A 15,777-nucleotide genomic window follows, 5' to 3' on the forward strand; every position below is an offset into this window, starting at 1 on the left:
AGAGGGGAGTAACACCTAACCGCCTTCACGGTGTGCGCCGACCGACGTCGCCTCATGAGGGCACCGCACGAAAGAGGTACGATGTACGCCACCACCCCCGAACGCGAGCAACTGGTCGCAGACATTAAGCATGCCGGTTTCTACCCCGACCTCGTGCTGGAAGTGGTGGATGACGCTCTGGCGGGTATGAACCCGGATGCGCACTTTGTACAGCATGAAACCCACTTCTCACGCGATGATTTTCACCGCCACATCACCGTGATGGTGCTCTGCGGTGAGCACGTTATCTTTGCACACTTGGACGACCAGCATCTTGAGGGTGATGCGCAGGGTACCGTGGCGCATGTGAGCGTGGAGGCGGTGCACCTGAGCGCCCTGAACGCGGTGACCATCAGCTACGGTTTCAGCCAGCCGCAGGCGTACAATGCCGGTAGCACCGCCCCGACTGAGATTTCCTTCCAGATTGCCTGGACCGGTTCGCTGCACATGGAGCTGGCTCCTGCCGGCTGCCAGGATCCGCAGTGCAATGCTGACCACGGCTTCACTGGCGATGCACGCCGCGAGGACATCGCGGTGCGTGTTTCTGCGACCGCTGACGGCCCGGAGTCGGTTCAGCGTGCCCAGGATTTTGCGCGTGCTCTGCACCGTGCCCGCATGTACGCAACCCGCCGATAAGCGCTCGCACAGTATAAATCCCGCGCAGTAACAGCCCTCGCGGCAATAATCCCGCGCGGCGCCCTGTACTTTCACGTACCCCCTGAGGCACCCCCCCCGAGAGAGACCCCCCGAGAGGAACCTATGACGGCACAGACCACCCTGCACGATGTTTTGGGTGCGCCCCTGCCCGCAGCACCCGCCTACGGCAGCAATAGCATCGCCGATGTGCTGGAGTCCGCCTCCTCTCTGGTGGCTCAGCGAAGCCTGGCGCGCCCCGCGCACGCTCTGGACGCCGACCCAGCGTTTAACTCCGTAGCCGATCCGCTGAACCTTGCCGGTCGCCTCGCGGAGCAAGACGTTGACCCGGCGTCTTTCCGCCACGCCTGTGTGATCTTGGTCGACGGTCTGGGCGATCAGCTACTCAATAGCTACGGCGGCTACGCGCCCGCCCTGCGTAACACCCTGAACCTGGGCCCGCTGGACGCCGCATTCCCCACCACGACCGCCGCCTCCCTCACCTCGCTGGGTACCGGTACGGCACCCGGCGCACACGGCATCGCCGGTTATGAGGTGCGCAATCCTACGGGTAATGGGGGAGCGGGCTCGGTCATGAACCACCTGTCCGGTTGGGACCAGTCGGTTGATCCGCACGCCTGGCAGCCGCTGCCAACCGTGCTGGAACGCCACCACGAAAACCGCCGCGTGCTCACCATTTCGCTGGGTAAGTACCGTGGTACCGGCCTGACTGAGGCGGCGTTGCGCGGCGGCGAATTCGTGGATGCTGTCGGCTACAATGCCCGCGTCACCTACGCCCTGGAGGCGCTCTCCAGCCGCACCCCGACCACCGTGTACCTGTACTGGGGAGAGATCGACGCGGCGGGCCACCGCTACGGTGTGGGTAGCGACGAATGGCTGCAACAGTTGGAAGAGCTGAACTCGGCGCTGAAGCGTCTGGCAGAGCGAGCCCCGGCGTGGGCGGCACTCTTCGTCACCGCCGATCACGGCATGGTGAATGTGCCCGAGCATCAGCGCATCGACTACTCGGGCGTTGATGAGTTGACCCGCAACATCGCAATGACAGCCGGTGAACCGCGCGCCGTGCACCTGTACCTCGAAGATACTTCGGAGGCGGCACGCACCGCCACCGCTCAGCGTTGGGCGCAATACTGGGGCGAACGCGCCTGGGTGATTGACTCTCGCGAACTGATGCGTGCCGGCTACTTCGGCCCGGTCATCACGGATGCGGCGCGTGGCCGCATTGGCGACCTAATGGTGTGCGCTCGCGATGACTGGGCGCTGTACGATATGCGCCACTATCAGGAGCGTGCCCTGCACATGGTTGGTCAGCACGGTTCGCTGACGGACGCTGAGCGTCTGGTGCCGTTGCGTATGCTCAAGACTTTCTAAAGTACTAGTCTTCTAAAACCCAGAGGGCATAGAAAACCGTTGGTGATTCGGGGGAATAACCAACGGTTTTTGTATGTCTAGATGCCCTTGTCTAGATGCTCTCGTCCAGATGCCCTTTATCGGGCGGCGAGGGCGGTCGCTTACTTGCGGCTACCGAAGATGATGTCATCCCATGCCGGAACGCTCACGCGCTGCTTCTTCGAGGAGGAAGGCTTAGGCTTCTCATCGGAGGCGGGCTCAGTCTGCGTCTTAGCAACGGGGGCCTCAGCTGCGGGTGTGTCCTCGATGGGTGCCGGCATGGTGAAGGACTCGACCGGAACGGATTCAACGGGTGCTTCCGAGTCCACAGCCAGCGGGCCGGTGGTTTCTACGGTAGTTTCTGCTTCTACGGTAGTTTCTGCGGTGGGCTCGAGTGTAGCCGGTGCCGCAGGCGCTACCGGGGCAACAGGTGCAGCGGGCGCAGCCGGTGCTACAGGCTCGCGGTGCATGAACACCTCAGGCTCCTCAACCTGCGCCGGGCGCACCGAGCGGGCGCGCTCCAGAAGCTCCTTGAGCTTACGCTCATCAGCGCTCTCAGAGGAAGTAAGGGGTGCCGGTGCGGGCTCGGGTGCCTTCGGCAGGCGGGCGGGCGGGACCTCAACGGGAGCCTTCTTCGCGGCGGCGGCAACGGCGTCCTCACTATTGCCCATCAGGAAGTACGCCGCCTCATTCGACGCGTACAGGCCCTGGTTCGCCGGGTTGTACACCCAGCGCGCGGGGAAGACGACCTGCGCGGGCAGGTTCTGACGCACCGAATCCTTCAGCGCAATATCAACCTCAACACGCCACTGGCCGTTCTCCTGCTGGCGGGTGGTCCAGTCCTGGGTTGCGTCCTCAAAACCGTAACGTTCGGAGACTTCCTCAATGCGGGCGCTCAGGGTTACGGGAATCTGTGCGGTACCCGAAGCGGAGCTGCGGCGACCAATCTTCACGCTCTGAGCGGCACGAATAATGTGGGCACGCTCAGCAACAATCGGCCACTCGTAGCGGCGCACGCGCTCCGGCTCCCAACCGGACTCTTCAGCGATTTCCTCAACGGAGGCACCCTGACGGAAACGGGTCTGAATATCGCGCGGACCGTAGGTGCCCTTAGCGCCCAGACCGCGGGCGGGCTGAATACGGCGAGCCTTGGTGATGCTCGTGCGCAGGTTTGCGTCAATCGGCAGTAAGAAGCGGGTGCCGTCAGCAGACTCAAGCACCAGATTTTCGCCGTCATCGTGAACGCCAATCAGACGCAGTTCAAGCATGAGAACCTCCATAGGTGAACCGGACGCGTTCGTGAATGTGTTGCACGGAACGCAAACTACCTACCAGGGTACCGTGAAAGCGCGGTAAATCAGTAGTGGAGGCGGGATTTTCACCAAAAAAACATGTACTTTTCGCGATAAAAAAGCTAAAATGTGACGCCTAAACAGTCCAAAGCCTACCCAGGATTAGACAAATAGGGTGCCAATGGTGAACAATACCTGGCATGCCGTCGGGGTTAAATTACACGCCAGCGGCATCTAGAGCACTCATTAAATAAGTTAAACAAGCGTGGCCTGGTCCAACACACAGCCACAGAACCAACGGAGCGTGAAAGTTTGGCAACTGATTACGATGCACCTCGCAAGCAGGACGAAGAGCAGAACGAAGAGTCCTACGAGGAGCTGAACGCCCGCCGTTCCGAGATGCAGTCCGGTGCGGTGGACGAAGACGAGAACAGTGCAGCAGAAAGCTTCGAGCTGCCCGGTGCTGATCTCTCCAACGAGGAGCTGAACGTTGTTGTTCTGCCCGCTCAGGACGACGAGTTCACCTGCGCCTCCTGCTTCCTGGTACGCCACCGCTCGCAGATTGCACACGAAGAGGGCAACCTGTCCTACTGCATCGAGTGCGAGGGCTAAAACTTTAGGGAAGGGCTAACACCCACCCGACATACACCTCATGACGGGGCGAGTGCCGAGTGCACCCGCCCCGTTGAGTATGTGAAAGCCGCGCACACATGAACAGCGCCGCGTCGAACCCAACAGGGCGCATCGCGGCAGGTACTGAACATCAACACGCAACGAAAACACCCCGCAGTAGAGCCTCAACACAGCGCGAGGTGATGGCACAGACACCCGCGAAAGGTTAGAGTATTGACCATGATGACCCCCGTAAACGTCCACATTAAGCTGCTCGACCCCGAGCTGCCCGCCCCCGCCTACGCAAAGCCCGGCGATGCCGGCGCTGACTTGCGCTCCCGCATTGACTTCGATCTGGAACCGGGCGAACGCGCCCTTGTCCCCACCGGCGTGGCAATCGCCCTGCCCGAAGGTTACGTCGGTCTGGTGCACCCGCGCTCTGGCCTGGCGACAAAGAACGGTATCACCATCGTGAACGCACCCGGCACCGTTGATTCCGGCTACCGCGGCGAGCTGATGGTCACCCTGCTCAACACTGACAAGACCAAGTCCTTCCACGTGCAGCGCGGCGACCGCATTGCCCAGCTGGTTATTCAGAAGTACGAGCACGCAACCTTTACCCTGGTGGATGAACTGGAACAGACCGAACGCGGCTCCAGCGGCTTCGGCTCCAGCGGAATCCACTAGTCTGCTCTCACCGCGATTGTCGCACGAGAGAAGAGAAGAAACCCCCGCACCCTGTGTGTGGTGAAAGTAGGAATACCATGTTCGGATTTGGTAAGAAGAAGCGCACCGCCGAGGTTGAAGAGGCAAAGACCGAAGAGGCAGTCGAGGCGACCGAAGAAACCACTGAAGCTGAGGACAGCGCGGCTGAGGGCACCGAAGCTGACGCACCCGAGGTCATCAAGTACGACCGCGTTAACGGCCCGCACGACATCGAAGAAGTCACCACCGAAGACCTCGAAGATTACGTCGACCTGGGGGCACTGCGCATCAAGCTGCTCGATGGCATGAACCTGCGCCTCGAAACCGACGACGCAACCGGCGCGGTTATCGCCGCAACCATCACCCGCGACGGCGCAACCCTGCAGGTGCAGGCATTCGCCGCCCCGCGCACCACCGGTATCTGGGACGATATCCGTCACGACCTGACTGAATCCGTCGCCTCCCAGGGCGGCAATGTCGAAATCTACGCTGGCGTATTCGGTGCCGAGATGCTCACTCGCCTGCCAGCCGTCACCCCGGACGGTAAGCCCGGCGAGCGCGTCGCCCGCTTCGTGGGTGTGGACGGCCCTAGCTGGTTCCTGCGCGGCGTCATCTCCGGCGCGGCTGTGCTCGGTGACGATAAGGCTGCCGCCTCCGCGGAAGAAGTATTCCGCACCATCGTGGTGGACCGTGGCGAAGACCCGCGCCCGCCGCGTGAACTGCTGCCCATGACTCTGCCCGCCGACCTGATCGTTGCGGCTGAGGAAGAGCCCGCCGTTGAGCAAGAAACCGAGAATGAGCACAGCAAGCTGCGCCCGATGCCTCGCCGCGGCCCTGAGATTACCGAGATTGGCTAATGCCTGAGTTTTCGAACTACCCGAGTGCGTTCGCGGTTCTTGAGGAGCAGATTTTTGCTCCCGGGTACCCCGAGCGCTTTCGCGTACGCCTTGCCGGACGCGTGGAGCAGGTGTGGTTGCCGACTGCCCAGGATAAGCCGATGTACCGTGCCGAGCTGGTGGTGGCTAAGTCGAAGCCTCTGCAGTGGTCGAGCCCGCTGGCATTGATTGGTATGCCGATTGTGGAGCCGCCCGGTGAGGATTTCGAGGAGGACTCCGAGAAGCAGTACCATCTGAACACGGCGTCTTTGGCGACCGTGGTGGTGCAGGATCCGCACGAGGTGTCTTTCCCACCCTATGCACCGTTTACTCCGGGGGATAGGGTCATGCTCAAGTGGCAGGGCCAGCAGATGGTGCCCGGTGTACTTGCCGGTGTGCTGCTGCGCTGTTCTGGTGTGGTGTCTGTGAGGGCGCATCAGCCGGTGATTTATAACCCGCGCTATGAGATTGTGCCGCAGTTCTTTGTGGAAAAGGGAAAATATGAGCGCTGAGCAGTCTTCGACCCAGCCCAATCCGCACGCTAACCCCGCAATTAGCCCCGCAGATAACCCGGGGCAGGAGGAGAAGCAGCTGGCGCAGAGCCTGAGCGTCTCCATGGGTGCAAATATGCGCCGCACTGCTAACGGTGATGTGGATATTCTGCACGCTATTGGCGGCTGGCGCGGCCTGGTGGAATCCTCTCTGCCTGCTGTGGCGTTCCTGGCGCTGTTCACCGTGACGAAGCAACTGAACCTGTCCCTGATTGCGGCGTTGGCTGCGGCGAGCGTATTCACGCTGATTCGCCTGGTGCAGGGCTCTAAGCTGGTGAGCGCGCTGACCGGTCTGGTTGGCGTGGCAATCTGTGCGTTTGCTGCGTACCGTACCGGTAATGCGAGCGACTACTTTGTGGTCGGTTTCTGGACGAACGGCGTGTACATTCTGGCGTATCTGCTGTCGATGCTGGTGCGTTGGCCGCTGATGGGTCTGATCTTCGCGGTGATTCGCGGTGAGGCGCTGACCTGGCGTGAGAACCCGGCGCGTCTGCGCCAGTACATGTTGGCGACCTGGATTATTACCGTGCTGATGATGCTGCGCCTTGCTGTGCAGGTGCCTCTGTACTTCGCGAATAATGTGGAGGTGCTGGGCGCAACCCGCCTCATCATGGGCCTGCCGCTGTACGCTTTGGGCGTGTGGCTGGCGTGGCGTGTCTCGGCTCCCGAGGAGGCGCTGGTGAGCGAAGCCCCCGAGGCTCTGGATGCTGAAGTACCGGATCCTGAAGGCTCTGCGAACCGCTAAGGTAAGCCCGGCAACTTGTGCGCCTGAAACTTAGCGAAATAGCTTCATAAAAGTAAGCGAAAGCCCCGGTACCCGTATGGGTGACCGGGGCTTTTGTCCCCTCAAACCTGTGCCTCCTCAATTTTTTTTTGGGGGGGGGGGAGAGAACCACGCCTCGCAACGCTTATGCGATCAGGGCTATGCGAACAGCGCGCGGATCTGATCCTCACCGGCAATGGTTGTGATGAAGAACAGCTCGTCACCGCCCTCAATCGCTACATCCGCACTGGGCGGAATCGGCGTACCGTCACGCAGAATCGCGGTGAGCACCGTATCGACGGGCCACTGCACGTGGTCCACACGGTAACCGATGACAGGGTGATCATCCGGCACAGTGTACTCGGCAAGGGTCGCGCCGCCAGCCTGCAGGGTCAGCAGACGCACCACATCGCCGACTTCCACGGCTTCCTCGACGAGGGCGGTCATCAGGCGCGGGGTGGACACGGCAACGTCCACGCCCCAGGAGTCATCAAAAAGCCACTCATTACGTGGGTTGTTTACACGAGCCACGGTGCGGGGCACACCAAACTCACTACGAGCCAGCAGGGACACCATCAGGTTTGCCTTGTCGTCACCGGTTGCGGCAACGACCACGTCCGCCTTGTTCGGGTGCACCTGGCGCAACACGGACAGCTCGCAGGCATCACCAATATGCCAGCGCACGCCGGGCAGATCGGCACGCTTCTTGGCTTCGGGCTTGGAGTCGATGATGGTCACGTCGTGGCTGTTCATCATGAGCTCTTTGGCGATGGAGGCGCCCACGGAACCGGCACCAACAATAAGGACCTTCACTTACTTTTTACCTTTCGAGGAGTCACGATGGCGGCCGATGAGCTCCACGGGATCGGGTAGCTCCAGGGGAGCGTCACCGATGTGGAATTCATGTTCGACAACGAGGCGGTTGTTGTGCTTCTGCTCGGCGGGTTTCTTCGGGGCGTGGGGATGCTTGCTGCGTCCCGAGGCGGGGGTGTACTCCGCCTCCACTTCTTTGTCTTCAACGCGCGGCGGGCGGGAGAGGATGCGGGTTACGTCCGCAACGTCGTCGGTGTGCATCATCACGTGCACGCTATCACCCTGCTGGTAGGCAGTATCAGGGCGGGGGAGCATACCCTCACCGAAGCGGGTGACGTAGGCGATGCGCACCCCGGCGGCACTTTCGATGCTGGTCAGGGCGTGGCCTGCCCAACCGTCGTTGAGCGGAATTTCGGTGAGCATGAGGCGACCCGAGGGTTCACGGAAATCACCCTTGAGCGCCTGCTCGGGCAGCAGACGGCGCAGCACCTGGTCGGTAGACCAGCGCACCGAAGCGACCGTGGGAATGCCCATGCGCTGGAAGAACTCGGCGCGGTTTGGGTCGTACACACGCGCCACAACGTTCTTTACCTTGAACATTTCGCGTGCCACACGGGCGGCAATAATATTCGAGTTATCGCCCGATGAGACGGCGGCAAAAGCGTACGCCTCGGTAATACCGGCACGCTTGAGGGTGTCCTCATCGAAGCCAACACCGGTCACCAGACGGCCTTCAAAGCCCTTACGCAGCGGCTGGAAAGCGCGTTCGTCCTGGTCAATGACGGCGACCGTATGCCCCGAAGCTTCCAGAGTGCGCGCCAACATGACGCCCACGCGCCCGGCGCCCATAATGACGAAGTGAGGCATACAACCCTCCGAATGTGTTGATGTTTTGTGTCGATAAGGCGTTACCGCCTACCTCTACCAGTGTAATGGGCGGGTGAGGTTCCGCGCCGATGCTCCGTGATATTCCGCTCGCCATGCCCACTATTCGGCTGAATAAAATTGAGCTTTGAAGCTGCGACCTATAGCCTTAACAGCGTGAAGAATCGTTGGGATAAGATGCGCATCGCCCTGACCGGCAGGCCGGTCAGCACGCGAAATCTTTCGGCTGTTAACCTGCCGAAGCGTTACGCTCTGCCTCTTTTCGGCACCGACGGTATCTCCTCGGTCGCCTACGCTGCCGACCAGATGATTCTGACCCTTGCCGCTGCGGGTGCCTCTGCGCTCGCTTTTTCGCCCTGGATTGGTTTGGGCGTAGCGATGGTGGGTCTGCTGGTGATTGGTACCTACCGGTACAACATTAACCAGATTGCCTCCGAGGGCGATATTCAGCTGGTGCACCACAAGCTGGGTGCGCTACCCTCGATTGTGATGGGCGCATCCTCGCTGATGGACTATATGCTCACGGTGGCGGTTTCGATGTCTTCGGCGTCCTCGTTTTTGGTGGCGCTGTACCCGCAGATTCAGGATTGGCGCACCCTCATTGCGGTGCTGCTCATTGTTGCTCTGACGCTGTTTGCGTTGCGCGGTGTGCAATTGCTGGGAAAGATTGCGTACTGGCCGTTGTACGTTTTCTTGGCGTTGTTGGGGGTCACCCTCATTGTGGGTTGGATTCGTGCCGCCACGGGTACTCTGCCGCTGGCTGAATCGGCTACCTACGTGATTGCCCCCGAATACCACGATTATGCCCTGGAAGGGCTGGCGCTGGTATTGCTTCTGGCGCGTTCTTTCTCCGCAGGTGTGGTGGCGTTCTCGGGTGTTTCTACGATCTCTAATTCTGTGAAGTATTTCCGCCGCCCGAAGAAATATAATGCGGCGGTCACCATGATGCTGATGGGCGTGATTACCTCGGTCCTGCTGGTGAGCCTGCTCGGTTTTGCGGCGGCAACCCGTGTGCACATGGTGCACGATACGACCCGTTTTTTGTTCATTGACGGGCACACGCCAGGGGAGTACTTCCACCAGAAGCCGGCGCTGTATCAAGTGGCTTTGGCGATTTATCAGGGTGTTCCGTTCTTCGCGCAGTTGCTGGTGTTTGCCACGGTGGGCGTGCTGATTATCGCCTCGCTGACTGCGTTTACGGGATTCCCGATGATTGCCTCGTCCCTGGCTGATTACCAGTACCTGCCGGTCTTCTTCCGCAGCGTGGAATCACGCGGGCTGTACGCGAATGGTGTGCTGGCGCTGTCGGCATTCTCAATTTTCCTCACCACCATTTTCGGTTCGGATGTGTACTCGCTGATTCAGCTGTACATTGTGGGCATGTGCCTGTCCATGGTGATGGTGCAGCTGGCGGTGGTGCGCTACCGCATACGCCTGCTGCGTATTACTCTCGCGCAGATACCGCGCCGCGCCCTGATTCGTGATATTGCTGTCTCTGCGGTGGGAGTGGTCGTGACCGCCGTGGTGCTGGTCATCGTCGTGGTGACGAAGTTTGCCGCCGGTGCGTGGCTTTCCCTTGGAATGATTGCCCTGATGGTTGGAGGTATGGTTGTGACTCGCCGCCATTATGATGCGGTGGATGCCGCCCTGGACGTCCCCCTGAACGCCGAATCCGTTGCGGATGTGGCAGCCCTGCCTTCGCGTGTGCACGCCATCGTGTACGTGGAGCGTGTGCGCCGCCCGGCGGTTCGTGCCCTCTCCTATGCACGTGCCGGTCGCCCCTCCACGATTGAGGCGCTAACGGTCAACAACGACCGCGCTGCCCTGGAGATCGTGAAGAAGCGCTGGTACGCTCTCGGTATTCCGGTGCCGCTGTCGGTCATTGACTCGCCGTACCGTGACACGGTGGATGCTGTCGTCTCGTATATTCGCCGCCGCCGCAAGAAGTCACCCCGCGATATTTTGGTGGTGTACCTGCCGGAATTCGTGGTGAAGCACTGGTGGCAGCGGCTTCTGCACCGCCGCACGGTGCGTCTCCTCAAGCGGGCGCTTCTGCACGAGCCGGGCGTTATGACGGCCACCGTGCCCTGGGCGATGCATGAGGATGAGGTGTATGATGAGAATTTTGATCAGCGTTTACAAAGCGAAGAATCAACGGTAGAAGCAGAGCCCCCAACGGCATCTGTTGCCCCGAAGATTACTCGTTCTGCCGGTGGCGGCCGTGAACTGATTCAGAGCAACCGCCACGCGGTGTACCGCGGCCGCCTGCACGAGGCGGACGCGGTGGCGAGCGAGAAGAAACGCCAGCCGTAATAATCGCCTGGTGCCTAGAAATAATTGCCCAGCGCCCTGCCCGGTCAATTGCCCTGCAACTTTGCTTGAACACCCCGTATAACGCCTGGACTTTGCCTTTTGCAATGGATGAGGCACCCCTTGCGGGGGCGTCGGAACCGGAGCGAAGGCACAATCGGGTGTAAAATAGTTCACATTAAGTGATTCTTTTAGGAGACAATGCTGTGACCCACACTGCTACCACGCCTGCCGCCTCCAACAACGTAGACGGATACAGCGTCGGGCAGACCCTCACCGTCACCTGTGAGGCGCCCGCGCACGGCGGCGCCTTCGTAGCGCGTACCGAACAGGGCGTCATCTTCGTGCGTCACGGCATCGTCGGCGAACAGGCAGAAGTGCGCATCACCGCAATCGGCCCCAAGCGCCGCTTCTACTTCGCAGACGTCATCTCCGTATCCGTACCCTCCCTGGAACGCCGCCCCCACCCCTGGATTCAGGCGGATGCGCTCGCCACCGAAGAGGAACGCGCCACAGCAACCGGCGTACCCGAACTGCTCGGCGGCATGGAATATGGCCACATCAGCCTGGCCGAGCAGCGACACTACAAGACCGATATTGTCCGCACCCAAATCAACCGGCTGGGCGGCCTGCCCCTCGAATCACCCCTGCTGACCAACCTCATCGTTGAAGAGCTACCCCTGCGCGGTAACAACGAAGGCCTGTCCTGGCGTACCCGCGTGCGCTACAACGTGACCAAGGTCCGCACCCAGCCCAGCGACCAGAAGAACAGCGGCAAGAAGAACCCCGCCGTCACCTGGCGCGTCAGCATGCACCCCTACCGCGCCTCCCAGCCCGTACCGGTCGTAGACTTTCCCCTCGCCGCACCCGAACTGCGTAACCTGGAGCTTGAGCGGCTGAACCTGCGCGGCGTAGGCGAAGTCGAGGCAACCGTCTCCTCCCGAGGCAGGATTCTTCTGCAGTTCATCGTTGACCCGCGTTTCTCCATCGAAGAAGTCGCCAAGGACATCGAACAGCAGGCATCCGACGCCTGGGGACTGCTCGCCAAGCGCAAGATCTCCCTTTTCTTCACCCCGCAGTCCACCTCGAATGGCAAGCCCAAGCGCCGCCGCCCCGGCTCCGCCCACAGCCCCTACCGCCGCGTACCCGAAGGCGACCAGCTGCTCGGCGCGGGCCTGCGCTCCGTCACCGAAGAAGTCACCTTCGGCTCCCGCCGATTCAGCTACCAGGTGTCTGCCGGCGGCTTCTGGCAGATTCACCGCGCCGCCCCCTCCACCATGGTCGGAGCCATGCTCAACATGCTCCGCCCGCAGGAAGGCGAATGCACCCTCGACCTGTACGCCGGTGCGGGCCTGTTCACCGCCGCACTCGCAGATGCCGTGGGTGCGACGGGTACCGTCATCAGCATTGAGGGTTCCCCGGTGACCCATAAGGATGCCCGCTCGAACTTCGCGCCTGATGGTTGTTCTCGCACGGAAAACTCTGCGGACACCCGTATTGAGGTGATTCGTGGCGACGTGGCACGCCACCTGGTCGATTTGAAGACCGCCCTTGAGTTTGGTGAAATCCCCGCTATTGATGCGGTGGTCCTTGATCCATCCCGTGAGGGTGCGAACCGAACCACCCTGGAACGCCTGGATGCGCTGGACCCCAAACGTATTCTGTACGTGGCATGTGACCCGGCATCCCTGGGGCGTGACACCGGTATTTTGCGTGAGCTGGGTTGGGACATGGTGCAGCTTCGGGCCTTTGATATGTACCCGAATACGCATCATGTGGAGTCGGTGGTGCTTTTTGAGCGTGCCCCGGCGAAGCCTCGTCCGCGCCGCCGCCGCACCACGTAGCGTGCAACTAGTTGCCGTTACAAAGAAGCACATAATTGCTGTGTTGGGCGGGTTGGGCTGTTCACCAGCCTACCCACTAGGGGTTATTTCAGGCTGTTTTCGCTCAATCCGGTGCGTCTTGCTCTGCGGGAGCATAAATCTGCTTTTTGGCACTGTAAACGGTAGAATCATTGAAGAACCAACGCACGGAATGAGCCGTGCCCCAACCTTGAGGAGTGTGGGTGTATGTCCGCTGAAAACGCATTGCCGCAGGAGGAGACCCCGAATAGCGCCCCCGGTGGCGCACCCACCGCTGACTACAGCATTGGCGATGGTGCCACTGCCAAGTTGCTCCCGGGTATTCAGTCCCCGGCAGACCTGCAGAACCTCAGCTACGAGCAGTTGGAGGAGCTCTCTAAGGAAATTCGCCAGTTCATCGTGACGAATGTGTCGGCAACCGGTGGTCACCTGGGTCCGAACCTGGGCGTTGTGGAGCTGACTCTCGGCATTCACCGTGTCTTCGAATCTCCTAAGGACAATATTCTTTTCGACACCGGCCACCAGTCCTATGTGCATAAGCTGGTGACTGGTCGTCACGCGTTTAAGACTCTGCGTCAGAAGGGAGGCCTGTCGGGTTATCCGGATCGCGACGAATCTAAACACGATATTATTGCTTCTTCGCACGCCTCCAGCTCGATTTCGTGGGCTGACGGTATTTCTCGCGCGCATAAACTTAACGGCGAAGATGACCGCTACACCGTGGTTCTCATTGGCGACGGCGCGCTGACCGGTGGCATGGCGTGGGAGGCTGTAAACAATATTGCTGCCGACCGCACCCGCAAGGTCGTGATTGTGGTCAACGATAACGGCCGCTCCTACGCGCCGACTATTGGCGGTTTCGCAAACCAGCTGTCTGAGCTCAAGCACGGTGTGCAGCAGCAGGTGGATCGCGTGCGCCTTGACCACCGCTACGACAACGCCCTGGATGCTGTGCGTATCGGTCTACAGCGTGGCGGTCCCGTCGGTCAGATGGTGTACCGCGGTCTGCACGGCATGAAGGCGGGCATTAAGGACGTTGTCGTACCTAAGGGTATTTTTGAAGACCTGGGCATGAAGTACGTGGGCCCCATTGACGGCCACGACCAGCAGGCTGTGGAGAACGCACTGACCGCGGCGAAGAACTACGCCGGCCCGGTGATTGTGCACGCCATTACCGAGAAGGGCCACGGTTACGCGCCTGCCCGCGCGAATGAGGACGACCAGTTCCATGCGGTGGGCCAGATTGACCCGCTGACCGGTGAGGATGTTTCGACCAGTACCTCTGAATCGTGGACCAGCGTTTTTGGCCGCGAAATCGCGGATATTGCTGATGAGCAGGAGAACGTTGTCGGTATTACCGGCGCGATGCTCATTCCCGTGGGTCTGCGCGAATTTCAGAAGCGCCACCCCGAGCGCGTTATTGACGTAGGTATCGCTGAGCAGCACGCCGTGGCGATGAGTGCCGGCCTGGCGTACGGCGGTATGCACCCGGTGGTTGCCCTCTACGCAACCTTCCTGAACCGTGGCTTTGACCAGTTGCTCATGGACGTTGCTCTGCACAAGGCGGGCGTGACCGTGGTGCTGGACCGCTCCGGTATTACCGGTCCGGACGGCGCAAGCCACCACGGTATGTGGGATTTGGCGATGCTGCAGTTCATTCCGGGTCTGCACCTGGCGGCTCCGCGTGATGGTGCGACCCTGCGCGAAGAGCTGCGTGAGGCTGTAGCTATTAACGATGCACCGACCGTGATTCGCTATCCGAAGGGCTCCGTGGGCGAGGACATTCCCGCCCTGGAACGTCGTAACGACGGCGTGGATGTACTGGCACGAACTGATAAACCCCACCCGGAGACCGGCCAGCGTGATGTGCTGTTCGTCGCTGTTGGTGCTATGGCCCGTGTGGCCCTGGAAGCCTCGAAGGTGCTTGCCGCCGAGGGTATCCAGTCCACCGTGGTTGACCCGCGCTGGGTGATGCCGGTGCCATCTTCGGTTATTGAGTTAGCGCGTGATCACCGCATTGTGGTGACCATTGAGGACGGCGTACGTTCCGGCGGTGTGGGTTCACGCATCCGCCAGGAAATGCGTGCGGCCGGTGTGGATACCGCGCTGAGCGAGCTGGGTCTGCCGGCGGAGTTCATTCCGCACGCTTCCCGCGAGCAGATTCTGGAAGAGGTCGGCCTGACTGCGGAAACCATTATCGCTGACCTGCGTGCGCAGCTGGCTGGCGATAAGGTTCCGTTCGCTCGTGAAGAGGGCCAGAAGCCGCGCCACACCCGCTAGATATTCCGGTCTGCGCTTCCTCAGCCATCGGCTCTCAGCGGTAGATTCTCAATAATAGACAGCATAGGCAGACAGAAGCCCCGCCCATCATAACTGATGGGCGGGGCTTTGCTGTATGCACTATGCTGTATCCACTATACGGGGCACTATCGGCCAGCGCCTGAGCTTATGAGCATGAGAAGTAGTGGTTTTAGGAATTGTTAGTAGTGCCGCTGACGAAAATCTTGCCGCCTTTCACCTGCACCGGGTAGCTGGTCAGAGGCGCCTCCGCAGGGCCGTGCACTACTGAGCCGTCAGCTACGGCGTATTCGGAGCCGTGGCAGGGGCACACGATACGGTTGGAGTCCTGCACCTGTACCTGACAACCTTGGTGGGTGCACACGGTGCTGAACGCCTTGTATTCACCTGAAGAGGGCTGTGACACGATAACAGTCGTGGAGCCATGGGTCAGACGCGCCGCCTTGCCCACACCCACAGCGGAGGCAGAACCTACCTCAATGGTACCTTCAGGTGCGGTGACGGCGGAGTCCCCCTCAGCGCAGGAAGCAAGTAGGGCACCGGACGCGACGGCACCGGTGACGAGGGTTGCGCGTCGGGAGAGGACGCGCGCAGAAGATTCAGTCTCGGCGGTAGCTGCTACGGTATCGACAGCATTAGATTCGATGGCGGCAGATGCAGTGGGCGAGGAGCATGCCTTCTGAGAGCGGCAGCATCCGTTGGATGCGGGCATGGTGGTTCCTTTCGTGT

14 protein-coding genes are annotated in these 15,777 nt (G+C 60.8%); 10 read left to right on the plus strand and 4 right to left on the minus strand.

Translation table 11 applies throughout. From position 1 onward, the window contains the following. Positions 1–81: 81 nt before the first annotated feature. Entirely contained in the window at positions 82–675 is a 594-nt protein-coding gene (locus QFX05_RS02310; protein WP_279740577.1) for a DUF5998 family protein, read from the plus strand. A gap of 123 nt (positions 676–798) precedes the next feature. Next, a complete protein-coding gene (locus QFX05_RS02315; protein WP_279740579.1) occupies positions 799–2,064 on the plus strand; it encodes an alkaline phosphatase family protein in 1,266 nt (421 codons plus the stop codon). 140 nt (positions 2,065–2,204) lie between these two features. On the opposite strand, the gene sepH is transcribed toward QFX05_RS02315, so the two are convergent. Further along, a complete protein-coding gene (sepH, locus tag QFX05_RS02320; protein ID WP_279740581.1) occupies positions 2,205–3,350 on the minus strand; it encodes a septation protein SepH in 1,146 nt (381 codons plus the stop codon). Positions 3,351–3,686: 336 nt separating this feature from the next. Between sepH and QFX05_RS02325 the strand changes: the two genes are divergently transcribed. The 5 genes from QFX05_RS02325 (at position 3,687) to QFX05_RS02345 (ending at position 6,862) form a co-directional block, all read left to right on the plus strand. Beyond that, positions 3,687–3,986, plus strand: coding sequence for a DUF4193 domain-containing protein (locus QFX05_RS02325; RefSeq protein WP_279740582.1), 300 nt, complete (start codon positions 3,687–3,689; stop codon positions 3,984–3,986). A gap of 240 nt (positions 3,987–4,226) precedes the next feature. Next, positions 4,227–4,673 (plus strand): dUTP diphosphatase, encoded by a 447-nt coding sequence (gene dut, locus QFX05_RS02330; protein WP_279740584.1) that lies wholly within the window; start codon positions 4,227–4,229, stop codon positions 4,671–4,673. Positions 4,674–4,750: 77 nt separating this feature from the next. Beyond that, positions 4,751–5,548, plus strand: coding sequence for a DUF3710 domain-containing protein (locus QFX05_RS02335; protein ID WP_279740586.1), 798 nt, complete (start codon positions 4,751–4,753; stop codon positions 5,546–5,548). Beyond that, positions 5,548–6,078, plus strand: a complete 531-nt coding sequence (locus QFX05_RS02340) for an asparaginase (protein WP_279740588.1) — start codon at positions 5,548–5,550, stop codon at positions 6,076–6,078. Before QFX05_RS02335 ends, QFX05_RS02340 begins: the two co-directional genes overlap by 1 nt. Beyond that, a complete protein-coding gene (locus tag QFX05_RS02345) occupies positions 6,068–6,862 on the plus strand; it encodes a DUF3159 domain-containing protein (RefSeq protein WP_279740590.1) in 795 nt (264 codons plus the stop codon). The genes QFX05_RS02340 and QFX05_RS02345 overlap by 11 nt, the downstream gene beginning before the upstream one ends. 177 nt (positions 6,863–7,039) lie before the next feature. On the opposite strand, the gene QFX05_RS02350 is transcribed toward QFX05_RS02345, so the two are convergent. Next, positions 7,040–7,693, minus strand: coding sequence for a potassium channel family protein (locus QFX05_RS02350; RefSeq protein WP_279740592.1), 654 nt, complete (start codon positions 7,691–7,693; stop codon positions 7,040–7,042). Further along, positions 7,694–8,560 carry a potassium channel family protein gene (locus QFX05_RS02355; RefSeq protein ID WP_279740593.1) on the minus strand — a complete coding sequence of 289 codons (867 nt, stop codon included), beginning with the start codon at positions 8,558–8,560 and terminating at the stop codon, positions 7,694–7,696. Positions 8,561–8,755: 195 nt separating this feature from the next. Between QFX05_RS02355 and QFX05_RS02360 the strand changes: the two genes are divergently transcribed. The 3 genes from QFX05_RS02360 (at position 8,756) to dxs (ending at position 15,030) form a co-directional block, all read left to right on the plus strand. After that, positions 8,756–10,891, plus strand: coding sequence for an APC family permease (locus QFX05_RS02360; RefSeq protein WP_279740746.1), 2,136 nt, complete (start codon positions 8,756–8,758; stop codon positions 10,889–10,891). 203 nt (positions 10,892–11,094) lie between these two features. Further along, positions 11,095–12,732 carry a class I SAM-dependent RNA methyltransferase gene (locus QFX05_RS08350; protein WP_279740595.1) on the plus strand — a complete coding sequence of 546 codons (1,638 nt, stop codon included), beginning with the start codon at positions 11,095–11,097 and terminating at the stop codon, positions 12,730–12,732. Between the two features lie 225 nt (positions 12,733–12,957). Beyond that, positions 12,958–15,030 carry a 1-deoxy-D-xylulose-5-phosphate synthase gene (gene dxs, locus QFX05_RS02370; protein WP_279740597.1) on the plus strand — a complete coding sequence of 691 codons (2,073 nt, stop codon included), beginning with the start codon at positions 12,958–12,960 and terminating at the stop codon, positions 15,028–15,030. A gap of 190 nt (positions 15,031–15,220) precedes the next feature. Here the strand turns inward: dxs and QFX05_RS02375 are convergent, their stop codons facing one another. Next, positions 15,221–15,760 (minus strand): Rieske (2Fe-2S) protein, encoded by a 540-nt coding sequence (locus QFX05_RS02375; RefSeq protein WP_279740599.1) that lies wholly within the window; start codon positions 15,758–15,760, stop codon positions 15,221–15,223. Positions 15,761–15,777: the final 17 nt, after the last annotated feature.

The sequence above is a fragment of the Rothia similimucilaginosa genome (genome assembly GCF_029850875.1).
Taxonomy (GTDB): domain Bacteria; phylum Actinomycetota; class Actinomycetes; order Actinomycetales; family Micrococcaceae; genus Rothia.